The sequence below is a fragment of the Modicisalibacter luteus DSM 23508 genome (assembly GCF_000378505.1).
Taxonomy (GTDB): domain Bacteria; phylum Pseudomonadota; class Gammaproteobacteria; order Pseudomonadales; family Halomonadaceae; genus Modicisalibacter; species Modicisalibacter luteus.
This window is the reverse complement of the sequence record NZ_KB899992.1, coordinates 174359-197751: the sequence shown is the minus strand read 5'-3', so window position 1 is coordinate 197751 and position 23393 is coordinate 174359. Positions and strand designations below refer to the sequence as shown.

23 protein-coding genes and 1 pseudogene are annotated in these 23393 nt (G+C 54.9%); 9 read left to right on the top strand and 15 right to left on the bottom strand.

What is annotated here, in order from left to right; genetic code table 11:
• From murB to F568_RS0107465, 15 genes are all read right to left on the bottom strand, one after another.
• Window positions 1-1020 (bottom strand): UDP-N-acetylmuramate dehydrogenase, encoded by a 1020-nt coding sequence (murB, locus tag F568_RS0107530; RefSeq protein WP_019018108.1) that lies wholly within the window; start codon window positions 1018-1020, stop codon window positions 1-3.
• A complete protein-coding gene (locus F568_RS0107525; RefSeq protein WP_019018107.1) occupies window positions 1017-1490 on the bottom strand; it encodes a low molecular weight protein-tyrosine-phosphatase in 474 nt (157 codons plus the stop codon). The genes murB and F568_RS0107525 overlap by 4 nt, the downstream gene beginning before the upstream one ends.
• Entirely contained in the window at window positions 1490-2269 is a 780-nt protein-coding gene (gene kdsB, locus F568_RS0107520) for a 3-deoxy-manno-octulosonate cytidylyltransferase (RefSeq protein ID WP_019018106.1), read from the bottom strand. The genes F568_RS0107525 and kdsB overlap by 1 nt, the downstream gene beginning before the upstream one ends.
• Window positions 2266-2499 (bottom strand): Trm112 family protein, encoded by a 234-nt coding sequence (locus F568_RS0107515; protein ID WP_019018105.1) that lies wholly within the window; start codon window positions 2497-2499, stop codon window positions 2266-2268. Before F568_RS0107515 ends, kdsB begins: the two co-directional genes overlap by 4 nt.
• Window positions 2492-3505, bottom strand: coding sequence for a tetraacyldisaccharide 4'-kinase (lpxK, locus tag F568_RS0107510; RefSeq protein ID WP_019018104.1), 1014 nt, complete (start codon window positions 3503-3505; stop codon window positions 2492-2494). Before lpxK ends, F568_RS0107515 begins: the two co-directional genes overlap by 8 nt.
• On the bottom strand, window positions 3502-5244 hold the full coding sequence (gene msbA, locus F568_RS0107505) for a lipid A export permease/ATP-binding protein MsbA (protein WP_019018103.1): 1743 nt from the start codon (window positions 5242-5244) through the stop codon (window positions 3502-3504). Before msbA ends, lpxK begins: the two co-directional genes overlap by 4 nt.
• On the bottom strand, window positions 5241-5672 hold the full coding sequence (locus F568_RS0107500; RefSeq protein WP_019018102.1) for an ExbD/TolR family protein: 432 nt from the start codon (window positions 5670-5672) through the stop codon (window positions 5241-5243). The genes msbA and F568_RS0107500 overlap by 4 nt, the downstream gene beginning before the upstream one ends.
• Entirely contained in the window at window positions 5669-6340 is a 672-nt protein-coding gene (locus tag F568_RS0107495; RefSeq protein ID WP_019018101.1) for a MotA/TolQ/ExbB proton channel family protein, read from the bottom strand. Before F568_RS0107495 ends, F568_RS0107500 begins: the two co-directional genes overlap by 4 nt.
• A gap of 63 nt (window positions 6341-6403) precedes the next feature.
• Window positions 6404-7918 (bottom strand): DNA internalization-related competence protein ComEC/Rec2, encoded by a 1515-nt coding sequence (locus F568_RS22465; protein ID WP_229804155.1) that lies wholly within the window; start codon window positions 7916-7918, stop codon window positions 6404-6406.
• A gap of 487 nt (window positions 7919-8405) precedes the next feature.
• A complete protein-coding gene (gene cas6f / locus F568_RS24310; protein ID WP_083932997.1) occupies window positions 8406-9023 on the bottom strand; it encodes a type I-F CRISPR-associated endoribonuclease Cas6/Csy4 in 618 nt (205 codons plus the stop codon).
• A 17-nt stretch (window positions 9024-9040) separates the two neighbouring features.
• Window positions 9041-10075 (bottom strand): type I-F CRISPR-associated protein Csy3, encoded by a 1035-nt coding sequence (gene csy3, locus F568_RS0107485; RefSeq protein ID WP_019018099.1) that lies wholly within the window; start codon window positions 10073-10075, stop codon window positions 9041-9043.
• 11 nt (window positions 10076-10086) lie between these two features.
• The gene (locus F568_RS24875) at window positions 10087-12171 is read right to left on the bottom strand and encodes a type I-F CRISPR-associated protein Csy2 (protein WP_156817375.1); all 2085 of its coding nucleotides are present in this window, start codon (window positions 12169-12171) and stop codon (window positions 10087-10089) included.
• Between the two features lie 4 nt (window positions 12172-12175).
• Window positions 12176-13420, bottom strand: coding sequence for a TniQ family protein (locus tag F568_RS24305; protein WP_083932995.1), 1245 nt, complete (start codon window positions 13418-13420; stop codon window positions 12176-12178).
• A gap of 49 nt (window positions 13421-13469) precedes the next feature.
• A complete protein-coding gene (locus tag F568_RS0107470; protein ID WP_019018096.1) occupies window positions 13470-14849 on the bottom strand; it encodes a DEAD/DEAH box helicase in 1380 nt (459 codons plus the stop codon).
• Window positions 14846-15439: a VspR family transcription factor gene (locus F568_RS0107465; RefSeq protein ID WP_019018095.1), complete on the bottom strand. Its 594-nt coding sequence runs from the start codon at window positions 15437-15439 to the stop codon at window positions 14846-14848. Before F568_RS0107465 ends, F568_RS0107470 begins: the two co-directional genes overlap by 4 nt.
• A 108-nt stretch (window positions 15440-15547) precedes the next feature.
• On the opposite strand from F568_RS0107465, the gene F568_RS0107460 reads away from it, so the two are divergent.
• The 9 genes and pseudogenes from F568_RS0107460 (at window position 15548) to F568_RS0107415 (ending at window position 23106) form a co-directional block, all read left to right on the top strand.
• A complete protein-coding gene (locus F568_RS0107460; protein WP_019018094.1) occupies window positions 15548-15778 on the top strand; it encodes a helix-turn-helix domain-containing protein in 231 nt (76 codons plus the stop codon).
• A gap of 38 nt (window positions 15779-15816) precedes the next feature.
• A pseudogene (locus F568_RS26320) lies at window positions 15817-16753 on the top strand (integrase core domain-containing protein).
• A gap of 500 nt (window positions 16754-17253) precedes the next feature.
• Window positions 17254-18165 carry an MBL fold metallo-hydrolase gene (locus F568_RS0107445; RefSeq protein WP_019018091.1) on the top strand — a complete coding sequence of 304 codons (912 nt, stop codon included), beginning with the start codon at window positions 17254-17256 and terminating at the stop codon, window positions 18163-18165.
• A 20-nt stretch (window positions 18166-18185) separates the two neighbouring features.
• Window positions 18186-18626: a protein tyrosine phosphatase family protein gene (locus F568_RS0107440; protein ID WP_019018090.1), complete on the top strand. Its 441-nt coding sequence runs from the start codon at window positions 18186-18188 to the stop codon at window positions 18624-18626.
• Window positions 18627-18631: 5 nt separating this feature from the next.
• On the top strand, window positions 18632-20422 hold the full coding sequence (locus F568_RS0107435) for a SulP family inorganic anion transporter (protein ID WP_019018089.1): 1791 nt from the start codon (window positions 18632-18634) through the stop codon (window positions 20420-20422).
• Window positions 20423-20441: 19 nt separating this feature from the next.
• Window positions 20442-20897 carry a YeeE/YedE family protein gene (locus F568_RS0107430; protein ID WP_019018088.1) on the top strand — a complete coding sequence of 152 codons (456 nt, stop codon included), beginning with the start codon at window positions 20442-20444 and terminating at the stop codon, window positions 20895-20897.
• A gap of 2 nt (window positions 20898-20899) precedes the next feature.
• A complete protein-coding gene (locus tag F568_RS0107425) occupies window positions 20900-21313 on the top strand; it encodes a DUF6691 family protein (protein WP_026300393.1) in 414 nt (137 codons plus the stop codon).
• A gap of 180 nt (window positions 21314-21493) precedes the next feature.
• A complete protein-coding gene (locus F568_RS23840) occupies window positions 21494-21991 on the top strand; it encodes a Spy/CpxP family protein refolding chaperone (protein WP_019018086.1) in 498 nt (165 codons plus the stop codon).
• 485 nt (window positions 21992-22476) lie between these two features.
• On the top strand, window positions 22477-23106 hold the full coding sequence (locus F568_RS0107415; RefSeq protein ID WP_019018085.1) for a class I SAM-dependent methyltransferase: 630 nt from the start codon (window positions 22477-22479) through the stop codon (window positions 23104-23106).
• Window positions 23107-23393 lie beyond the last annotated feature (287 nt).

The window sequence follows — 23393 nt, the reverse complement described above, 5'->3', positions numbered from 1 at the left end:
CTACGATGGGGCCTGTCTTCCCATAAGCCGAGGTTCACGTTCCAGCGTCACACCGAAGCGCTCTTGCACAGAGTTCGCCACTCTCTCGGCCAGGGCCAAGAGCTCTGCGGCATTGCCACCCCCATGATGCACCAGAACCAGCGCCTGCCGATCATGCACCCCCACATGGCCATCGCGCAGCCCTTTCAGACCGCACTGATCAATCAGCCATCCCGCAGCCAGCTTGACTCGACCATCGAGTAGCGGGAAATGTGGCATCTGCGGATAAAGCGCTAGAAGCCGTTGAGCGTCGCAGGAATCCACAGCAGGGTTCTTGAAGAAGCTACCGGCGTTGCCTACTTGGCGGGGGTCCGGAAGTTTTTCGCGACGCATGGCACTTACCGCGTCGACCACCGCCAGTGCGTCAGGAGAGGCCGACGAAATACGCGACGACAGGTCGCCATAATCGAGTTTTGGCTTCGGCTGGCGGCTGAGGCGTAGCACTAGCCGAGTGATGACGACACGATTTTCCAATTCATGCTTGAAGATGCTGTCACGATAGCCGAAGGCACATTCGTCCCGGCGTAGCCGATACGCTTCCCCTTCTCTGTCCAGAAGATGCACTTCCTCGAGAACATCGGCGAGTTCCACTCCATAGGCGCCAATATTCTGGATGGGAGCGGCCCCGGCGTGACCGGGAATGAGGGCTAGATTCTCTGTGCCCCAGAGTCCGTTTTCGGCCAGAGCAACGACTAGACGTGGCCAATCCACCCCCGCCCCGACATGCACACGGACTTCGTCACGGCCAATATCCTCCAAGCGAAAGTCGGAGAATGTCGGCTGCAATACCAAACCCGGCAATATGGGGTGTAGCACTAAGTTACTGCCCCCTCCCAGAACCGTCAGCGACCAGTCGCGCTCGGCGGCCTGGCGCAAGGCGTCACGAATTTCCGTGAGGCTATCGCTCGCCAGGAAGCACTCGGCACGGCAAGGCAGGCCCAACGTATTGGCCTGTTGCAGATCAACATCACGACGGATCATAGATGGGACAGCCGCTGACGAAGTTCCTCGATCAAGCCTTCACTGGCTGCTTCGATCAGGTCCAATACCTCCTCGAAACCCTGCTCTCCCCCGTAATAGGGATCAGGCACGGCGCGGTCATGCTCACCGGCAAACTCCAGAAACAGGCCGATGTGGGCCCGACAATCCGTCGGCCGTCCCTGCTGAATCGCAGCCAGGTTGTCATGATCCATGGCCAGGATGTAATCGAAGGCCTGATAATCGCTGGGCGCAAGCTGACGGGCACGTAGTGATGAGATATCGATACCGCGTCGGCGAGCCGCTTCTAGCGCCCGCGGATCAGGCCCCTTGCCGACATGCCAGTCACCGACGCCACAGGAATCGATCTCGACGCGATCAGCCAGCCCGGACCTGGCCAGATGCGCCCGAAATACTCCCTCGGCGGAGGGTGAGCGGCAAATATTGCCAAGGCAGACGAACAGAACCCGCATCACCTTTTCTCTCCCGTCGCATAGCTATCGATAATCTGACGCACCCTGACTAGATCCTCCTCCGTGTCTACGCCTGCCGGATGCGGTTCGGCGCTCAAGGCGACCTGGATGCGGTGACCATGGTGCAAGGCACGTAACTGCTCGAGTTGTTCGAGCTGCTCCAGTGGGCTGGGTGGCCAGTCGATATAGTCGGCCAGGAAACTGGCACGGTAGGCGTAGAGCCCGACATGACGCAGCCAGGCATCGGTATCGAGCAGTTCCGGTCGCGCTCTGAAGGCGTCGCGATCCCAGGGTATAGGGGCACGTGAAAAGTACAGCGCACGGCCACGAACATCGCGCACGACCTTGACTACATTGGGATTGAACAGGGTATCGACATCGCCGATCGGCTCAGCCAGTGTCGCAATCGAGGCGTCCGGATCCTCCTCCAGACGCATGGCTACCTGATCGATCAAGGTAGCCGGCAACAACGGCTCGTCACCTTGAACATTGACGACGACAGTGTCGCCATCCAGGTTCAAGTGGCGTGCCACCTCGGCCAAACGATCGGTACCGGAAGGATGGTCCGCTCGGGTCAGGATGGCTTCGCCGCCGAATGCCTCGACTGCCTCGAGGATACGCACGTCATCGGTTGCCACGACGATACGTGATGCGGCACTCTCCGAAGCCCGTTGCCAGACGTGCGCCACCATCGGCTGGCCGGCAATCTCCATCAACGGCTTGCCGGGCAACCGGCTGGAGCCGTATCGCGCAGGAATGACGACCACGAACCCGGTCATGACAAGGAATTCCCGGCTCCCGGCTGGTTCGGCATCCGGCCTGGTGAGCTCTTCAGTTTCTCGTCGACATCCATGACCCGAGCCTCTTCCTCAAGCATTACGGGGATGTCGTCGCGAATGGGATAGGCCAGTCCATCGAAGTGGCACTTGAGTTCACCGTGTTCACGGTCGTACTTGAGTTTGCCCTGACACAGCGGACAAACCAACATGGCCAGCAATTCCTTATCCATCTTGTACCTCACGTTGCACGGGTCTAAGCGCCTCGAGCCGCTGACAAAGCCAGTCGACGAAGGCCGGCTCGGGACGGGCTTCGACATCCAGCGCCCAGCATCGCTCATTGGCGAAGGGGCGACATTTCACGGCGTCCTTGGCCGTCATGACGACAGGACGGTTATCGGTAAAGCGTAAATCGTTGGCAGAAAAGCGATGATGATCCGGTAGCGGATGAGCATCGAATTCCACGTTCAGCGCCGAAAGCGTGCCGAAAAAGCGTGACGGATGGCCGATCCCTGCCAGCGCATGTACACGGCCGGAAAAAGGCAGCCTTTCCGCCGGGTAGCAGACCCCGTCGGTAAGATGACGCCAATGCGACGGCTGCAGACGCATATGATAACCATCGACAGGCAACGCGCCGGAGGCCTCCCCATTCACGATTACGGCATCGACGCTCGAAAGCCTCGTGGTCGGCTCGCGCAGCGGCCCGGCTGGGAGGCAGCGCCCATTGCCAAAGCCACGCTGGCCATCGACCACCACCATCTCGATATCCCGACCGAGCGCCAAATGCTGTAAGCCATCATCTGAAAGCAGGATATCGCAGCCGGCATCGATCAGTCGTCGCGCCCCGCGCGGCCGGTCAGGATCGACCACTACGGGCAGCCCTGTCTGCTGGGCCAGCATGAGCGGCTCGTCGCCGGCATGCGCCACCTCGGCATCGTCTTTGACATAAAAAGGATAGCCCGGCGCCTGCCCACCATAACCGCGCGAGATGATGCCCGGCCGCCAGCCGCGCTCACTCAGCCAGCGTCCTAGCCAAGCGACCAAGGGCGACTTGCCGGTCCCGCCAAGGGTTATGTTGCCAACCACGATGACCGGAACGGGCGCCTGCCAGACTGCCTTGCGCCCACCTCGGTAGGCCGCATCGCGACGCGCGACTGCGCCACGATAAATATGCTCGAGAGGACGTAGCGCATGAAGCCAAGCGGCATCGCGATACCAGGCATCTACCCAACGGCTCACGCGGTGTCCTCCTGGAATTGGAGACGGTAGAGCGCGGCGTAGGCGCCCTCACGCTCAAGTAGCGTAGCATGGGTACCACTTTCCACGACCTGTCCCTGCTCCATCACAACAATCTTGTCGGCACGCTCAATGGTCGAAAGCCGATGCGCGATCACGAAGGTGGTCCGACCACGACAGACTTCTTCGAGCGCCTTCTGGATATAGCGTTCGGATTCGGTGTCCAGAGCCGAGGTGGCTTCGTCAAGCACCAGAATCGGCGCGTTCTTGAAGATAGCCCTGGCAATCGCCAGACGCTGACGCTGGCCGCCGGAGAGCATCACGCCGTTATCCCCAATCACAGTGTTGTAGCCATTTGGCATACGCTCGATAAATTCGCTGGCATAGGCTGACCGTGCAGCCGCCTCGATTCGCTCATGACTGGCTTGGGGCACACCATAGGCAATATTTTCGGCGATTGTGGCATTGAATAATGTTACCTGCTGAGAAACCAGGGCAATCTGCTGGCGCAACGGAGACAATCGATACTCTTCGATGTCGATATCATCGATGACGATGCGGCCCGCCGTCGGATGGTAGAAGCGTGGTAACAGACCCACCAGAGTCGACTTGCCACTTCCGGAGCGTCCTACAATGGCGACCATTTCGCCCGGCTCGACCCTGAGATCGATTCCCTTGAGCACTTCGGGCTGATCCTCATCATAGGCGAAGCGCACCCCCTCGAAGGCCACCCGCCCCTTCAAGCCGTCGGGCATGCGTGTACCTTCGTCCTTCTCGCGCGGGACCTCAAGCAAGCCGAACAACTCCTGCGAGGCGGCTAGACCCTTCTGGATCTCGCTATTGATCTCGGTAAGCTGCTTGATGGGCTTGGCCATCAGGGACGCTGCCGTAATGAAGCCCACGAATTCGCCCGCGGTCATGTTGTCCATCAGCTCAGGGGCCATGGCCAGCCACACCAGACCAGCCAGAGCCACGGCGATGAGCAACTGAATGATGGGCGTACTGGTGGCCTTGGTCAGCGCCTCTTTCATGCTCTGCTCACGGTTGTAGTTACTGGCCTTGGCAAAGCGACGCTTTTCGTATTCTTCGGCGCCGTGAGTACGAACCACGCGATACCCCGTCAGCGCTTCCGAGGCGACGTGGGTTACGTCGCCCATCGACGTCTGGATGCGTCGTGACAGCTTGCGAAAACGCTTGCTGGCGACACTCACTACCCAGCCGATCAGCGGTGTAACGGTCAGAAAAACCAGGGTCAACAGCCAGTTGGTCCACAATAGGTAACTAAGCAGCCCGAGGACGAACAGCCCCTCGCGCAACAGGATGGTGACCGACTTGGTGGCTGCGCCTGTCACCTGCTCGACATGGTAGGTGACACGGGAAATCAGGTGGCCGCTGGAGTGCGAGTCGAAGAATTTACCCGACAGATGCAACATGTGGTTAAAGACCTCGCAACGCAGGTCATGCACCACGTTGCGCGCCACATTACTCATGCAGTAAGTGCCCAGGAACGTACCCACACCCCGAGCGGCGAACATGCCGATAACGAAAAGCGGCAGGAACAGACGAAAGTCCGCTCCAGGATCCTGAATGCCATCGATCAGGCGCTTCATCATCTCGGCCAACGCTGTACTAGAAGCCGCGTAGATGGCATAACCAAGAATCGCCGCCGCAAACCACTTCCAATACGGTCTGACATAGCCAAGCAGGCGACGATAGAGAGTCCAGCTGGTTGCTTGGGTCACGGCGACTCCGCTCGTTCATGAATTTGTACTCCCTGCCGTGTGGCGATACGTACGCGCTGGATCCCCAGCAGGGCCGCTTGATCCAGAGCGGCAACCACATCGGCATGAGCCGTGGTCGCATCGGCCTCGATTACCAGGCCATGCTCCCGGGCTGCATCGACCTGACTGGTCAGCGCATCATGCAGCGCCTGGACCGATGTCAAAGATTGCTCTCCCAGGCGATAGACACCTGAGGAATCCACCGATAGCGAGACCGGCTGTTGCTCGACCGGCGCTCCAGCCTGACTCTCCGGCAAGGTCAACTCCAGCGCCTGTCGCGTTTCGAAGGTCGTCGATACCATGAAGAAGATCAACAGCAGAAACACCACATCGATGAGCGGCGTCAGATTGACTTCTACCTGATCACGCCGTGGCCGAACGAACTTCATGTCCGTTTCTCCCACGAAGCGGGCCGCGCCTGAGCATCGTGACGTTCGGCCAGAGTCAGCTCGCCGTTGTGGTGCGCCAGGTATTCGACCACCTGTCCCGCCTGTTCCTCCATGCGTACCGTCAGCTCTTCGACTCGGCGCTGGAAGTAGCGGTGGAACATCAACGCCGGAATCGCCACAGTCAGGCCAGCGGCAGTGGTCACCAGGGCCTGGGAGATCCCGCCGGCGAGATCGGCCGTGCGCTCGACGCCGTTGGCAGCTACGATCACGGTAAAGACCTTGATCATGCCCACGACGGTTCCCAGCAGACCGATCAGCGGCGTGATCGACGCGATGGTGCCCAGTGGACTGAGGTAGCGCTCCATGTCGTGAATCACCGCGGACGCGGCTTCCTGTAGACGCGAGCGGACCTGCTCGTGCCCCAACCGGACATTGCGCAGCCCAGCTGACAAAATCGACCCCAGCGGGGAGTGATTTTCCAGCCAGTTGAGATTGACCTGCCCCTTGTGGATGAGCTCACAAACCTGCTCGCCCAACCCCGGCGGGGCAATTCGCGATGCACGCAGACTCCACAAGCGCTCGATGATAATGGCCGTGGCCACCAGCGAGCAGCCCAGGATAGGCAGCATTAACAGCCCGCCAGCCACTAAAGCGTCGAGCACGCCCATTCGTCATGTCTCCTGATCAGTCGATCCAGCCTGCACTACAGCGTCAACCATTGTGACCGGCCTTCAAGGTAGCGATTCTATCGCATGGCAGGCAGGATCGACACCGCCCCCCAGGCCGGGAGGCGATCGTTGTGGAATTACCTGGAAGCCATGTGGCCCGCCAAGCATGAACGTCAACGCCCCGTCATGGGCAGTGTTCCACAGGCAGCCACCGGTCCGGTGAAAGCGCCTGACGACCTCGGCGTGAGGGTGACCGTGCCGATTGCCGCGCCCAGCACTGAACAGCACTGCCGATGGGCGTGTGGCAGTCACCCAGGCAAGCGAGGAGCTGGTGCGGCTGCCGTGATGCCCAGCCACCAACACATCCACTTCGTCAGTCACCCGGGCGAGCAAGGCCGCTTCCACGTCGGTGCCGGTATCCCCCATGATGAGTAGACGCTGTTCGCCGGCGCTCACCAGCAGCACACAGGATCGATCATTGTCCGGTAACGCCGCCGGATCAGCCAACGGCCAGAGGAAGCGAAACTCGACCTCATCCCACTGCCATCGTTGCCCGGCACGACACGGCGTGACAGGTACATTCAGCGATTCGACCCCCGGTGACCACCAGCGAGCCACAGCGTGATCGTGGCGCAAGGCGTCAATACCTCCGGCATGATCCGTGTCAGCATGGCTTACGATGACACCATCGAAGTGCTGCCCAGCCGGCCAGAGGGTAGACAGCGGCATGAATCCGGAACCGAAGCGCGGCCCGGTGTCATAAAGCAGGCGATGCCGGGAGGTCCGCAACTCGATCAACTGTCCTTGGCCGACGTCGTATAGACGCACGCTCAGGCGGCCTTCAGGTAGGCTTGGAGGCACCACAGCCATCCCGAGCAAGGTTAGCATGGCACTGCCTACCCAACGTGGCGCCATGCTTAGCCCCGGCAAGACCCAGAGCAACGCCAGGAAAGCTAGCAACAGCGCCAGCGGCAACGTTTGCCAGGGCGCCGGCTGCCATAGCGGCGCTACGTTTACCGCAGCCGATAATAGTTCATGGACACCTTGCGCCAGCCAACCAAACAGAATCCAGCAGATTTCCGCCAAGGGAGGCCACCAGGCTAGCAACCAGCCTGTAAGGCCCAGCGGCACCATGACACTGCCTACCAACGGCACCGCAACGAGATTGACCAGCGGAGCCACCGGCGCCAGACGATCGAACGCAATCAGCACAGCAGCCGCCATCAGCGGCGCCAGCACGCATTGAGTCCGCAGCAATGCCCTCAGCCAGGCCCCCGCTCCGTGCGGCCTCGGCCGCCCCTGCCAGGCCAGAATCAACAACCCTACGGCGATGAAGGAGAGCCACAATCCCGGACGCCACAACGCGAGCGGATCGATCAGCAGTACGATTGCCAATGCCAGCCACCACCCCTGCCATGGCCCCGGTGCATGTCGACCGCTGGCGACCCACAGCCCAACCAGCGTCATGATCATGGCGCGCATGGCTGGTGGCTCGAGACCGGCTAGCCATGCATATCCGACAGCCGCCCCGGCGGCGCTCCACCATGGCCAAGTCACCATTCGCCAGCGTCGAGGCATGGTCAGGCGCGTGTCGTTTGCAGCATAAAGCTGCATAGCTGTGTTTTAAAAATCAGAAAGTTATAGGTGGAATTTCAACATAAACTTGCATAAAAATGCAGCATAACGTTGCATAATTTTCTACTAGGTAGCAGTAGGCTCTAGTCATTTTAGTAAGTTTACAAAAAACCCTCACTGAGCAGTGAGGGTTTAAGCTGCCTTACGGCAGTTCATACGTGAAGTCCAGATATGACTATCAAGTGAGTATTTTTGGCTGCCTATGCGGCAGTTCACACGTAACCGTTTCATGGCGATCGATCGGTACGCCTTTTTGGCTGCCTATGCGGCAGTGCACTAGAGCTAAGCTCAAATAAAAGAATAGCTATCAATCTCTTAGCTCTCAACTCGCCTTTTAACTCTCTTTCTTGGCGATGCTGTAACCAATTGAAAACTAAGGAAATATAGGTATCAAAATAAAAAGGGCACTGGCACTCATCCACTTTCCACGCTAGCTGTATAATCTTACGGGCACTGAGCCACGATAGGTTTGCGTAGTGGCAAGACCATATGAGTTAAACAACTTGCTACCATATTCCGCTCGTCGGGAAGAAACAACTATCTCTCTTTGAATATGCAATAAAAATGACTGACCTGTACTACTACTCCCCAAGAATGACGAATGAAAAAAACCAAACTCTCTTGGTTTAGCTAGCTTTCTGGGATCAAATATCTCCCCGCGTTCTTCAGCTCTTTTCTTAGCCCTTACGAGGCGTCTACGCATCTCACCAGGAAAAGCTTTTTTGACCTCTTGATTGCGTACAAATCTAGCCTCGGCGGCTTGCTGCTCGTTAACTACGTTGACATCAGTTACAGCAAACAATCTTTCCCGCTCCATTACGGCAAAGTATTTGCACCTTCTGAATTCCTCAAGCTTCTTCCGCGCCTCGCACACAAACGCTATTTCTTCACCCATGGTCTCATCTGTCCATGACGGAAATGAAACCCCTACATTATAAGGCTCGTTATTTAAGAGGTAGTAGTGAAGCGCTGTAATACAGCGTCCTGATAACAGCCTAACATCTGGATTAGCAGGCAGGTAGTGAACTGAAAAGTAGTATATCGACATAAACCCCCGCCTTAGCTTTATTTACCCTTCTGAAACATGCCACCCTTGGTAAGCACTGCCATAAGATAATGGTAATCGGGACAGATCTCATTCTCTACAGAATCTTTCAATAAATTTTCAGAATCATATAAAATTGAGTAGAAATCTTTTCCCGTGGAGGGGTTTCTTCTAGCAATCAGAAACTCTCTATCAGCACCATACTCGCTTACCCTAAGCAGTTTTTCAGCGCCTTCTTCCCACCAATTATCGATCATCTGCAGGGCGGCGCCAACTTTTTTCGAGGTAAAACATACTGCTGCACGCCCATCACTAGTTGCCACTTTAGCAAACTGCTTAGTGGGGCTATCTTTTAACCCCTCCTTATCTACGAAAACTTGGCTAGGAAATATTTCTTGGCAAAATTCAACTCTAACTTTAGCTGTGATATCTGCAAACCAATATTTTTGAGGATCATAAAAGGCACGACTCATCCCAGAAGAAAGGATTCTGTGCACCGCCTGAGAATTTTCATCCCAACACAAGGGGTCATTGCCTTGCTGCTTAAGATTACTGACGGTTAAAACATCGTCATAGTCCGACACGCTTATTGAAATCTCTATGTCTCTCGCACGTTGATTATGCCACAACCAAGTCCCACGCATAAGATTTTTGGAATAACGTCTAGCCAACTCATCGAATCCACCCGAATCTCGATATTGTATCGCCAAAGCCTTAAGGTGGTCTGCTAATGCTAAATCGCTGCACACCAGAGGCTGCATTACATTTGACTCAGCACGGAGGGAAAAACGACAATACATGTGTTCAATTAGCGGAGGCACAAAACAGGATTCGATGAAGATCGGATTGCCAAATGGCAGCTTTCCTACTGCATCATCATTTTTGGTTTTGCCTTCTCCGTCATAGGCTTCAGAAAACGAGGCCTTGACACCACGCAACCGGCTGCTCTCAGCCTCCAGCGGCTCAAACTCGCTATCCTTCGTTTTATAAAAAAAGACGGCTTTTCCTGGTGACAACGATCTGCGATAGCTAAGGTTTCTAGCGAGTTCGATCACACAGTCTACTCCTAGGCTTTTGACATCAGCATAGCGCGGTTTTCTGGACGCATCCCCCAAAACGCCTGCTGCGTAAACGCCTTCCACCCTTCCCAACGATATACGATCGGCGAGACCAGATGTGCCAGGCTAATCAGTGACTCAGCAAAAGCATGTTGTTCCATCACGCTTCCCGCCCGCCCAATGGGATCTTCTAGCAATGCATACCCTGCCGATACAGGCCTTAAATCACTGAATTTATTACACAGTTCTAAAGTTTCAAACAGGCTGTCAGACTGCATAGATCCAGGAGTTACCCAGCGCCCACTACGCGGTAATCGCCGCAACTGCTTAAATAAACCATTACCCTCCGCTACCTGACACCAATGACGTTCGTCTCGCAGCCCGGGGGGATGCAACACGCCTCCTGCAAATCGACCCGGGCATGCTGCCTGTAACAGGTGAGGCTCAATCGCCGCTAGCTCAATGTCAGGATCACTTACTCGAATGACTACATCCATCACCATGTCACAGAACCGAGCAGGCAGCAGCCCGGACCGCATCAGCCTGCCGGGCTCCCTTGCCAGCTTGGTTGGGGCAGGAATCTTTATGTCACCCCGTTCCTGATACTCACGCAGAAACCATGCCACCCCATCAAATTTCAAAGAGGTATGTGACAGTGCTTTTAATTTAATTTCGTATTCTTTGGTTAGTCCCCACAAGGCAGTTAAAGAAGGGATCCCGCAGAGGTAAGGGTTGGCCATTGCCAAAGCATCGTAAACTTGGATGTTTTTCAGATAAATATATAAGCCACGACCACCTTCGTCCCAGTTCGACTTGGATACCAGTTCCTCTCTAAAGCCACTCGCCTTTAAACTGCCCCTCAGGATTGCCTTGAAAGGCATCATCAACTCATGATGGTATGCAAACCGCCTTGCTTTAGAATAGCTACCCAGTTGGTCATTTAGGACAATATTCAATTCTCGCACAAGGGCCGGCGGTGGATTGCCTTCTAGTGAGGAGATTCGCCATTCGAGGCTATCTAACAGCTTAAAGGAAGAACCTTCAATTTTTCCTTTGAAAATTTCTCGCCATTCGTAAGCTGGGGACAACCATTCTCTCAACGTGCTTTTTATCTTAGAAGCTGCATGCCTCTTCTCTTGTCGCCTTACCCGATCAGTTGAAAAGCGCTTCGCATTTACCAGAACCTCACATGCAGCTAGAAAACCATCATCAGAGAGGCAACTTTTATAGAAAAAGTGCTTACCTTGCATTATGGCATGAACCCTTGCCTCTGATAGGCCACCATTAGCTTGCCTTTTGAGGCGAGGGGGATAGTACAATGCATTGATGTGCCCTCCCACAGACCCTGCCAAGTCACCAATAGACGCAGGACGGGGAAAGCCTAACCCAACAGAGGAACATACTTTTCTTCTTACAAGCCGTTGAATATAGACCATCATGGCATGAGAAACTACTGGCGTTACCGCCACGTAATCTCCTTGATAAAAGAAGCGTACCTGAGGGGAAAACTGGCTTACCTCATTAGGAAGTAAAGGATATGCAATGCACTTATTAATAGCGCCTACCAACTCTTCAAATTTTTTTCCTTTCAACCCAAGGGACCGTACAGCATCTCGCCATACCGTGTATCCTTCGCTAAGAAGCATTGACAGGTTATTTACGCACCCATTCCATAGAAAGGCTGCGCAGAACATTTTTGCAGTATTGTAGGTTTTGGAATCATGGGACCATCCAAACTCTTTTTCCAAAGCATTGGATGATATATATCCTGCATAGTTAAGCGGTGGATTCACCATTATTCGTCCACCAGAAACCCTTGCGTCTGGATGCTTGAGGTTGTGGCTATGCTGCCAACCTATTTCTCTAATGCAGGACAGCAGGTGCTTTTTGTCAGCCAGTAACTGTTGCGCTGATTTCCTGCTGGAAAGGTCTTCTACGATTCCTTTCTTCACCGACAAGTTTATCAAAACGATTACAGCAGACGCTTCGCTCCCCGTTACATCGACTAACTCACTATAAGGACAAAAGCACTTTCTGAGCGAATCTGAGCGCTCCCTCACGTCTTGAATATTAAGGATGTCATTAATATGCATTTTTTCACCGGTGAGGAAGGTAGGTGGCAACGACACCAAAATCAGACGGCATTCGGGATTCTGCTAGTTCAACCACCTGGCGAAGATAAAAAGTAGGCTCATGTGGCGAAACTTTTTGGTGTATTTTGATGCGGCCAGCAGCCTTGAGGTATCCGCTTTCCAAGAGCAGGTAAATTTGCTCGTGGGTTGTCCGTAACAGCACGGCGGCTTCTACAATCGTTAGCAGCATATCGCCACGATTGCCTACCCTTGACTTGGGATTGTTTTCTACGATGTTCTTTAAACAGCCAAACAGCTCGCTTAAAATAAAGTTTTCTTCTTGCCTCATTCCTTTTATCATTGTCGATGCTGGCAAGCATGATCCTATGGCAAACGATATGGGCGTTTTGTTATATGGCCTTATCAGTATTTCATTGGCTTTATCAAAGCTTTCAGAAAGAATTTCTTTGAACCGAAACGGCCAGCTTGCATAAAAATCCATGGCCAACAGAAGCGACTCATATACCTCTAGCTCGTCCTCCACGTTTACTGAGCTTATGATGCAATAATAAAGCAACGCAGCATTTCTTATAGAGATAGATGACATGTATCCTAATGGACCAGGGAACTCGGTTTCTTCGCAGGTAATTAACTTGCCAAGCAATATGTTTTTTTCATCCGCCTGAATAGTTTGCGCTAGAGACAAATCGTATCCGCATCGACAACTCCCTATCATTTCGCTTTCAAGATACGACAATGACTCGCCACAGCTCGGGCATTTATCTATCAGTTTTACTCCATGCCTTACACATGCGGTGTAGGCTTGATAATGCCATGCCTGTGGAATATAGATATTTTCGGAAAGGCAAAGAGGACAAACAGGAATAGTCGACTTCCGTATAAAGCAGCGTGGGATATGAACGCCGCCTCGTGCCAATGCACGATAACCTCCGCAGAAATCTGCGGCTGAATGCCTCAGAGAGAGCGCTAATAGCGGAAGGTCTTCGTTATCTGTTAGCTTCTCTAAGAGTGAAAATGCACGAATACGAAAGCTACTGCTCTGACGTGCATGCCAAATATTCGCAGTTGCCAAATCCAATGGAAAGGCCCCGCCTGCCTCATGGTCCTGCTCTAGCAACCACTCCTTGACGGCTCCACTCAACAATCGATACGATTCAATGAAATTGGCTTCAGCCAAGCGCAGCAAATAACTCTCTAATGACTCGTCAAGGAATGGCTTTGGCCTAACCAGTAATTGCATGTCTTCCATGCCTATCCCTTGTTATTGATCAACACAGTAATCCTTTAACCATCACCTTTCAGTAAACCGCCAACAGTTGCTGCCGGTACTGCTGAGAGAAGTACACCTCCATCCACACCACTGAAGGGCTGGAGGACGCCTCTCCATTTTTCTCATGCCTCTCCCCCTCTAAACGTGAGCTGTAACGCAGCTGATGGGAAGCTTCATGGTTAGCCTGACCTGGATTTTCTTCCGGCTTGTATTTTTCTTCTTTTACTTTGGACAGCACCGCCAAATCACTTGGCAAATCGTCTGCTATTCTTTTTGCAAAGCGTTTTATCATCGGCTCGGCAAGCGCATATAACCAAGCATGGTTATCATTGTCTTGCCGCCTTCTTAAAATCCGCCCCAGAACTTGACGAAAATACATTTCTGTCCTGATGCGACTCAGATAGCAGCATACCTGCAAACGTGGGATGTCGGTCCCCTCGCTGATCATGCCAACCGAGATAATCCATTTTGTCTTGCCATGGCGGAAGATTTCGATACGTTTCTGGGCATCAGGCGACCGGTAAGTAACGATCATGCTGTCCTCCCCCATTCTTGCTAGATAGCTGGCGATGAGGTGTGCATGTTCAACATCCGTGGCCACTACCAGCCCGCCCGCATCGGCTACGTGGCTTCGAACCTCTGTCAGCTTTTTTAACGCAAGATTCAGTAGCCGCACCATGATATCTTCATGGTGCAACAAATCCTCATAGGTGACCGGAGACTCACGCAACAGGCAGCCCACACTGCCAAACTCTTTCGTTTCCCTGGCCTGACTCTCCTGCAGCTCCAGTCTGACCTGCTGATTATCCAGCAACACAATCCGAGGCGACCGACAAGCGCCATCCCTGACGGCCGCCTCCAGCCCATAGCTATAATCGCAAACCAGCGTCCCATGTGGATCTGAATAGCGGGCCAGAGCAATACAACGCTCATCAGAGCGCCAAGGCGTTCCGGACAATGCTAGTGTATAGGTCGCTCGATCCTGCACCCGCTGGAGGATCTCCTGCCCCCATCGGTTGCTTATTACAGGATCACCACCTGCGCAGTGATGGATTTCAACAAAGACTGCTAATACCCGGTACTGATCAAGCAATTGCCAGAATGAAGCATCAAGAAATGGCATGGCCTGGTAGGTATAGGTTGCTCCGACGGCACCTATGGCTCCATCCAGCCGCCTGCCCAGCACATCAGCAAAGGTGCTCTGGATCCCTGCAACGATTTGTCGAGAAGGAGCAAAACAGATCACCAAGTCGATTCGGCCAGCCTTGAGTAAGGCCAACGCCAACCCGGCAGCCATGCGCGTCTTGCCCGCTGCTGGTGTAGCCTGGCAGAAAAAATGGGGAGACTGCGGACTCAGTTGCAGTACGGCCTGATCAATACAGCGGCTTTGCCACTGGCGTAGCTTCATGTGCCATTCCCTTGCAGGGTCTGCAGCGTTTTTTCCAGAGCACGAAGCTGTCCCAAGAGACGAGAGCTGCGATGACGAGCATCGAGGTATTCCGCTTCCAACGCGTCAGCGATCTGGGGCAGTTCCACCATCAGGCTCTTATATTTCTCCGCCTCGCCCAAGCTACTTAGCATATCCAGCTGGGTTTCCTTGCATTGAGCTGCAAGGCCTGCAACCGGGTTGGGATCTTGCTTAATTGAATTTTTCTGCCTGCCTGAAGACAAGGCATGTGTGGCTTTCGGCTCGTTGATATAAAGCTTAGCTTCAAAGCCCGGAGAGATCAGTTTGACTCTCAGTCCTTTAGGCTTCTCCCGCATGTGGTATACCTGACCATGCGCACGCCGCTCAGCGTCCCGCTCAACCCAGCCACTTCGGATCATGCGATTGATATAGCCGTATAGGTATCTTCTCAAGTCCTTGATATCGAATTTGAATTCCCTGATCTGCTCCGCGTAAGCATCTCGCAGCTGTGGGATGGTGAAGGCAGCGTAACCCTCCTGCATAAGCAGGTCGTGAAGGCGCTGATCGAGCGGAAAGGGTCGAGATTTCATGCAGCACCTGAGATGGGAAAGCCATAGCGATCGCAAAATGCGGATTATAGTCCGTGGCCGTTAAGACCGCAACGCAGCATAGTTTCGCCTTGAAATCACGAGGCAACTATGGATCCGCTTGCGACTGCATTGGGACAGAACATTCGCCAAATCCGGAAGAGTCGACGGATATCGCAGGACAAGCTATCGCTGCTTTGTGAGATTGATAGAAGCTATATGGGTCGAATCGAGCGGGGAGAGGTCAACCTGACCATACAGAAGCTCTACCGGATCGCTGGTGCACTTGACTGCCACCCTTGCGATTTCTTGCCTGATCCATCGAACCTACCGGCGTCTTGATTCCATAGGATTCCACACGAGGCGCTACATAGGCATAGATTTTTCATAAACGCGCCACGACCACGCACCCCATCCGAGCAGAAATCCAGCGATTGACGGAGTCGGCCGCGACGCTGAGCCGCCGCTACGGCATCAACCCCAAGACCGTAAGCAAGTGGCGCAACCGCGATACCCTACAAGACACCCGGAGGGCCCCAGGGCCCCTCGCTCCACGTCGCTGACGCCTGGAGGAAGCCGCTGCCGACCTTTCGGCAGAAGACCCTGTTCCCCCTCGATGACTGCCTTCGTGCGCTTCAGTGAGAAATTCTCTCACTAACCCGCTCAAGCCTGCATCGGCTCTACCAGCGTCACGGCATCAGTCAGTTGCCAAGGGCTGGCGACCAGAAACGCGAGCAAAAGCCGTTCACGCGTTACCCGGTCGGGTACCTGCACATGGATATCAGTGAAGTCCGCACAGGTGAGAGCAAGGCCTATCTGTTCGTCTCCGTGGACCGCACCTCCAAGTTCGTTCATACCCAGCTGTATCGACAAATGACGAAGCAAATCGCCGCCGACTTTCTCGAAGACACGCTGCAGGCCCTGCCTTACCACGTCCATACGGTGCAGACAGGCAATGGAGTGCAGTTCGCAAAGAAGGCCGGGACAGAGGCTTACAAGCCGCATACCTTCGATGTCGCCTGTTACCGCCACGGCATCGAGCATCGGCTGATGAAGCCCTTCCCCCCTAGGACCAACGAACAGGTGGAACGGATGAACCGCACCATCAAGGATGCAACAACCCGAGCATTCCATTACACCTCTCTGAGTCAGCTTCAGTCTCACCTGAATAATTACCTATAGACCTATAACAGTGCCCGGCCACTTAGGGCGCGCAAGGGCAAAACACCAATTGGATTAATTCTTGAGCTATGGCAGAAAAAGCACGAAAGGTTTTATGACGATCCAAACCATTACTCTTCGGGACCACACAGTTAGGTTTAGAGAACAGTGTCATCCTTGAAAATCACCCCCCGGTGATGCTCAGGAAATCTCGCCCTTGGAAGCGAGTGCGGCTGCATGGATCTGGCCAGTAGTTGTCGCCACCTCGTCGAAGACGGGCAAGTCGCGTAGGAAGTTGATCGTGCTGAGCACATTCCCCGCGTACACCGGCACGTACAGAAACGACTCCAACCCGAAGCCGAGGATCGCCCTCATGGGTTAGAAGGCCCATGCGATATCGGCGGCTCCAAAACCATTATTCGTGCGTCGTTATACCAACACCTTGTTGTCCCCAATCCATGCCTCGCTTCGTCTTTTGGCCTCACTGTAGCTGTGCCTGCGGCAGTAATAGTGCCCCACTCCACCAAACCGTCTGAAGCGGTAGGTGGCGATTCAGTAAATTCTCTTGATGATTTGTGTCGCTTGGTCCAAGAGGCTTCACCTTATTCTTTTTTTAGCTATCCTAGTAACCAAATCAAAGCTTCTGAAGAGGACTCATGCAAACCTTTCGACACTCACCTGGCAAGCCAGACGTGGCTGGCTTCTATGAAACACGAACTTCAAGTGTGCAGTATGTGGTCAGCGACCCAACGACCCGACGCTGTGCGATCATCGACCCGGTTCTGGACTTTGATGAAAAGTCTGGAGCCACCGCAACGCACCATGCCGACGAGCTACTGGACTACGTGGCAACTCAGCAATTAGAGGTGGAGTGGATTCTCGACACCCATCCTCATGCCGACCATTTCTCAGCGGCGCAGTACCTGAAAGAAAAGACCGGAGCACCCACGGCAATTGGAAGCTATGTCACGAAAGTCCAGGCGCTGTGGAAAGACCTCTATCACTGGCCTGACTTTCCGGCTGATGGCCGTCAGTGGGATCACCTGTTCAGCGAAGATGACACGTTCAGAGTCGGGGAGATCGAGGGCCGCGTAATGTTCTCACCGGGGCACACACTGGCCTCGATCACATATGTGGTAGGGGACGCCGCCTTTGTTCACGACACATTGTTCCAGCCTGACGGCGGGACGGCACGTGCCGACTTTCCCGGGGGCAATGCGCACAAGCTTTGGGACTCCATCCAAGCCATTCTAGCGCTACCAGACGATACCCGGCTTTTTACGGGGCATGATTACATGCCCGGCGGTCGCGAACCGGAGTGGGAAAGCACCGTACGCTGCCAGCGCGAGACCAACATCCACCTCTGTAACGGTCAGACCCTCGAAGGCTACGTGGCCATGCGCAACGAACGGGATGCTGGGTTGCCCATGCCGAAGCTGATCCTGCCGTCCCTACAGGTCAACATTCGTGGCGGCGACTTGCCGGAACCGGAGGCTAACGGCCGGCGTTATCTTAAGATCCCGCTTGATGCGCTACCCGGCGCCGCTTGGGATGAAGCACGCAACTAATTGAGCGAAGTGAGGAAATCATGGATATCAAACCACTTGATGACCGATTGAGCGTAACTGCGCAGCCCCAAATCAGTGAGCTTGAGCAGCTTGCTTCTCAGGGGTTTGGCACGATCCTCTCCAACCGGCCACGGGGCGAAAGCGAAGACCAGCCGGATCCTGATGCTCTGAAAGCCAAGGCGGAATCTTTGGGCATGGCCTGGCATGAAGTTCCGGTCAAGCCGGGTGAATATTCCCAAGCTGATATCGAGAGCTTCGCCCACGTATTGAATAGTTCCCCTAGCCCCGTTCTTGGCTTCTGCCGTTCGGGCAAGCGCGTTGCGCATCTTTGGGCTCTGTCACAAGCAGCGCATCGCCCCGTTCCGGAGCTCATCGAGGCTGCCCAATCCGCCGGCTACGATCTGGAGCCCCTACGTGAGCGTCTCGAGCAGCAGGCAAACCAGGCGAAGTCAGGACGCTAAACAGCATGTCACGTCTGCGCCGCTATCTCCCCATTATGCAGTGGCTGCCTGGTTACGGGCGTGACACGTTGGTCAATGACCTGCTTGCCGCGCTGATCGTTACCGTCCTGCTCATTCCGCAGTCGCTGGCCTATGCCATGCTGGCGGGCCTGCCTGCTCAGGTCGGCCTTTACGCCAGTATTGCTCCGCTGCTGGTCTATGCGGTCTTCGGCACTAGCCGGACGCTGTCAGTGGGGCCGGTGGCGATCATTGCGTTAATGACAGCGACGGTGGCGGGGCAAGTGGCGGGCCAAGGTGACTTGGCTTATCAGGGCGTCGTACTGGTACTAGCCATGCTATCGGGGCTAATTCTCGTTGTGATGGGAATTGCCCGCCTGGGCCTGCTGGCCAATTTTTTAAGCCATCCCGTGATTTCGGGGTTCATGACGGCGTCGGCAATCATTATTGCAGCCAGTCAGCTAAAGCACCTGCTAGGTATCGAAGCCTCAGGACATACCCTCCTCGATCTGACACATGGGCTCATCAGTAATCTACCGAATGTGCACTGGCGAACTCTTTCACTCGGTGCAGGCACTCTGCTGTTCTTATACGCGGCACGACGCTGGCTAAGATCTGGGCTGGCCAGGTTAGGCATACCTGACCGGCCAGCCAAACTGTTGACCAAAGCCGCACCGATCCTGGCTGTCGCCGTCACGGTCGGCCTGACTTGGGCACTCCAGCTCAACCAGCAAGGTGTGGCCGTGGTGGGACAGGTTCCCGCCAGTCTGCCGCCCATCGCTCTGCCCAACATGGACCTTGCTGTCTGGCGGGACTTGTTTGTCGGAGCGTTGCTGATCAGTATCGTGGGCTTTGTCGAATCGGTGTCGGTGGGCCAGACCTTGGCGGCAAAACGCCGTCAGCGGATCGATCCCGACCAGGAACTCATCGGTCTAGGTGCTTCTAACCTGGCGGCGTCAGTGACCGGTGGCATGCCCGTCACCGGTGGCTTCTCGCGCTCGGTAGTCAACTACGATGCCGGAGCCGAAACGCCAGCAGCCGGTGCATTTACTGCAGCGGGGATTGCCCTGGCCAGCCTAACCCTGACACCATTAATTGCCTACCTTCCCTTGGCGACGCTGGCAGCAACGATCATCGTCGCCGTTGTGACGCTCATTGACCTCAGTGCTATCAGGCGAACCTGGGCGTATTCTCGCAATGACTTTATGGCCATGCTGGCAACCATCCTGATTACGCTGTTCTACGGCGTAGAAAGTGGAATTCTGGCGGGGGTGGGCTTGTCGTTGATCATTCATCTGTACCGTACCAGCCGCCCTCATACGGCACTGGTCGGACGAGTTCCTGAAAGCGAGCATTTCCGGAACATTGAACGCCACCGTGTTGAAGTTGATGAGCGACTGGCAATTCTACGTATCGATGAAAGTCTTTACTTTGCCAACTCCCGCTATCTGGAAGACACCGTTCTCGAGTTGGCTGCTAACCAGCCGAAATTACGTCACCTGGTCCTGGCCTGCCAAGCCGTCAACCTGGTTGACGCTTCGGCACTCGATAGCCTGGAGGCGGTCAACGCTCGCCTGCGTGATGCAGATGTTGAATTGCACCTTAGTGAAGTCAAGGGTCCGGTGATGGATCGACTGCAGAACACGGCCTTTCTACGCAACCTCAGTGGCGAGGTGTACCTGAGCACGTTCGACGCCTGGTACGCCCTGCACGGGGCAAGACCTGCCGAGTTGAGCACACCCGAGGTTGGCAAACACGCGATGCCAAACAGGATCATTCACCATTTTTCAAAAAGCTAATGGTTTCATGGAGCGACACGTGGATATAGGGGCAAGTCTTTCAGGGTTACTGGGCGGCATCCTTATCGGCCTGTCTGCCGTCTGGCTGATGGGGTCACTAGGACGCATTTCCGGTGTCAGTGGCATTCTCTCAGGGCTACTGCTGGAGCGGCCCCGGGGTGATTCAGCCTGGCGGCTGGCTTTCTTGCTGGGCCTGGTTAGCGGGCCTATGGTGCTCATACTGCTGGGTGGGGAACTAGGCAATGTTGCTGATGCCCCTGACGAGGTCATCGGCGCACCGGCGGGCGGTGTTGGGTTAATGGTGATCGCGGGCCTCCTGGTCGGCGTTGGTACAGGCATCGGCAGTGGTTGTACCAGTGGTCATGGTGTGTGTGGCTTGGCCCGGCTATCCCCCCGCTCGCTGGTCGCCACCCTGACTTTCCTGGGAGTTGCCATGGCGACCGTCTTTATCATGCGCCATTTATTAGGGGGGTGAACATGAAAACACTGATGGGTTATCTCGCCGGGTTGCTGTTCGGGTTGGGGCTGGCGATCGGCGGCATGACCGACCCAACACGGGTCCTCAACTTTCTGGATATCTTTGGCGACTGGGATCCGACGCTAATGTTTGTCCTGGGTGGCGCCGTGGTCACGACCTTCATCGGTTATCGGCTTGTATTGCGTCGCTCGCAACCGCTGTTTGCTCAGGCCTTCCAGCTGCCCACTCGGCGCGATCTGGATGCAAGGCTGATTGGCGGGGCGGCACTGTTCGGCGTCGGTTGGGGATTGTCCGGCTATTGCCCCGGACCGGCGTTCGCCTCTTTCGCTGGGCTGACCGCTCCCCTCATAGCCATGCTACTGGCGATGATCGGCGGGTGGTGGCTGGCAAAGCGGTTCTCAGGTAGCCATTGATAGGGAGGTCACCCTGGCTTAACGCATGGAGCACGGCACTGGGGCGAAGAAAACTAAACAGCTCCCGCCTGCCAGAAATCATGGCAAGCGTCCCGAAGCTTTCCTAGCCTGTCGAAAACGGGGTATTTGCGCCGTATGGCCGTTACCTGACTCAACATACTGAATGGAAGGAGATGCATCGTGAGCAAACTATGGCATTCACTACTACTTGCTTCATCTCTCGGTCTCGCTGTCAGCTCGGTTCAGGCGCAACAGTCGGCGGATGGTGACCAAGGAATGATGAGCGGCGGCCAGGGCATGATGGGTGGCCAGGGCATGATGGGCGGCCAGGGCATGATGGGCGGCCAGGGAAGCATGATGCCCTGCCCAATGATCGGCAGTATGGGTGGCATGCAATCGCTGCTGGACGAGGAGCAGCAAAGAAGTATGCGCGAAATCAGGAAGAAATATCGCGCTGCGCAATTTGAGCGCATGAGAGAAACCATGGACCTGCGCGATGAGATGATGGCTGAAATGCAAAAGCAGAGTTCCGATCCCGAACAGATAAAAAAGCTTTATACCCGCATGGCCGAGCTTCAAGGTGAATCGATGGCCGACAAGGTTCGGATGCACAATGAGATGCAGAATATCCTGACCGAGGAACAACGCAAGCAACTCCAACAGGACGCGTCTCAATAAAGGTTACCAAGCTCGTCAGTCATTGTTAATGGGTGCCGCTCCTTGCTTGTTGCCGCAATCTTTGCAGCGTACAAGGTTATCGCTTAAGACAACTTAAAGGTAATCGTGACTAAGTGTTCTCGTCCCTGCTATGCCGGGATAGATGTCTGTTCAGCCTCGAAAGCCATACTGGACTTCTGCCAGGTTACGGGTGTGCGACAGACCCATCCAAATTGGATTGAGCAACTCACAGCAGCGTCAGCCTTGTTTTTGCTTGCGAGGAACACTCTGAATTTATTGAGGACTAAGCAATACACAATACGACAAGCGGCGGAATGGCGCGGGGATCGGGACTGGTGTGGTGGCTCAAATTTATGGGTGCCAGATTAACTGGTTGATCGAGCCCCCTATTGCTCTAACTTCCGATAGCTTGATAAAGCGCCCGTGTAGCTCACGGTGGTCCTAATCAGTCAAGTCGAAGGCAGTCTGCCCTATATGAGGAAGCTATGTCAGCCAAGACTCACTGGGAAGCTGTGTACGGTGAGAAGGCACCGGATGAAGTAAGTTGGTATCGTCCGCATCTTGAGGAGTCGGTTAAGCTCATCGAAGAGGCAGCATCGGATCGAAGCGCCGCTATCATTGATGTGGGCGGCGGTGAGTCTACGTTGGTTGATGATCTGCTAATGCTCGGTTATCAGCATGTCAGCGTTCTGGACATATCACATAAGGCGATCAAAGTAGCACAGCAGCGCTTAGGAGCTGTTGCCAACACAGTGGAGTGGCTCGTGGAGGATATCACCCAGGCGATCCTTCCCGAACAGCGTTATACCGTCTGGCATGACCGTGCTGTCTTCCACTTCCTCGTCGAGCCAAAACAACGTGCTGCCTATGTCCGTCAAGCGCTACGCAGCCTAGCTCCCAATGGACATCTTATAATGGCTATCTTCGGGCCAGAAGGGCCTCGTCAGTGCAGTGGGCTGGAAGTAGTCCGCCACGATCCTCAATCGCTATGCGAGCATTTAGGGCCCCACTTCGACCTGATCAGCAGCAATCTCGAAGAGCACCGAACGCCGGGAGGGCAAGCTCAGCAGTTCCTTTATGCCCATTTCACACTTAGAAAGCGTGAAGCTGGTTAGTAACATCAACCATTTATTCCGGATATCCGAAATGAAACGACTGGTCTGATTGGGCTGGGCTGCCCCATGACGTGGACGATGCCGTCGAGACGGCCGAATTGATCATCATCTGGACGATAGTGAGCAACAGGCTCGCGTGGCGCAGACGCGCGTAGCAGGTCCAGATCTACCGGCAGGACGCAGCGAGGCAAACGCGAGGCATAGGCTCCGGCCACCGGCGCGATTGCCACAACGATAGTGAAATTTCGGGCCGGCACAAGTGTCTCGCAAGTCCCGCCTCTCGCTGT

Excerpts from the sequence above, each read along its gene's own strand:
- kdsB (WP_019018106.1), bottom strand. The coding sequence starts at position 2,269 with ATGACCGGGTTCGTGGTCGTCATTCCTGCGCGATACGGCTCCAGCCGG.
- cas6f (WP_083932997.1), bottom strand. The coding sequence starts at position 9,023 with ATGTCGATATACTACTTTTCAGTTCACTACCTGCCTGCTAATCCAGAT.
- F568_RS0107440 (WP_019018090.1), top strand. The coding sequence starts at position 18,186 with ATGGATATCAAACCACTTGATGACCGATTGAGCGTAACTGCGCAGCCC.
- F568_RS0107500 (WP_019018102.1), bottom strand. The coding sequence starts at position 5,672 with ATGAAGTTCGTTCGGCCACGGCGTGATCAGGTAGAAGTCAATCTGACG.
- F568_RS22465 (WP_229804155.1), bottom strand. The coding sequence starts at position 7,918 with ATGCCTCGACGCTGGCGAATGGTGACTTGGCCATGGTGGAGCGCCGCC.
- F568_RS24305 (WP_083932995.1), bottom strand. The coding sequence starts at position 13,420 with ATGGAAGACATGCAATTACTGGTTAGGCCAAAGCCATTCCTTGACGAG.
- F568_RS0107525 (WP_019018107.1), bottom strand. The coding sequence starts at position 1,490 with ATGCGGGTTCTGTTCGTCTGCCTTGGCAATATTTGCCGCTCACCCTCC.
- F568_RS0107495 (WP_019018101.1), bottom strand. The coding sequence starts at position 6,340 with ATGGGCGTGCTCGACGCTTTAGTGGCTGGCGGGCTGTTAATGCTGCCT.
- F568_RS0107515 (WP_019018105.1), bottom strand. The coding sequence starts at position 2,499 with ATGGATAAGGAATTGCTGGCCATGTTGGTTTGTCCGCTGTGTCAGGGC.
- F568_RS0107470 (WP_019018096.1), bottom strand. The coding sequence starts at position 14,849 with ATGAAGCTACGCCAGTGGCAAAGCCGCTGTATTGATCAGGCCGTACTG.
- F568_RS0107425 (WP_026300393.1), top strand. The coding sequence starts at position 20,900 with ATGAAAACACTGATGGGTTATCTCGCCGGGTTGCTGTTCGGGTTGGGG.
- F568_RS0107465 (WP_019018095.1), bottom strand. The coding sequence starts at position 15,439 with ATGAAATCTCGACCCTTTCCGCTCGATCAGCGCCTTCACGACCTGCTT.
- F568_RS0107445 (WP_019018091.1), top strand. The coding sequence starts at position 17,254 with ATGCAAACCTTTCGACACTCACCTGGCAAGCCAGACGTGGCTGGCTTC.
- F568_RS0107460 (WP_019018094.1), top strand. The coding sequence starts at position 15,548 with ATGGATCCGCTTGCGACTGCATTGGGACAGAACATTCGCCAAATCCGG.
- F568_RS0107415 (WP_019018085.1), top strand. The coding sequence starts at position 22,477 with ATGTCAGCCAAGACTCACTGGGAAGCTGTGTACGGTGAGAAGGCACCG.
- F568_RS0107435 (WP_019018089.1), top strand. The coding sequence starts at position 18,632 with ATGTCACGTCTGCGCCGCTATCTCCCCATTATGCAGTGGCTGCCTGGT.
- murB (WP_019018108.1), bottom strand. The coding sequence starts at position 1,020 with ATGATCCGTCGTGATGTTGATCTGCAACAGGCCAATACGTTGGGCCTG.
- F568_RS24875 (WP_156817375.1), bottom strand. The coding sequence starts at position 12,171 with ATGCATATTAATGACATCCTTAATATTCAAGACGTGAGGGAGCGCTCA.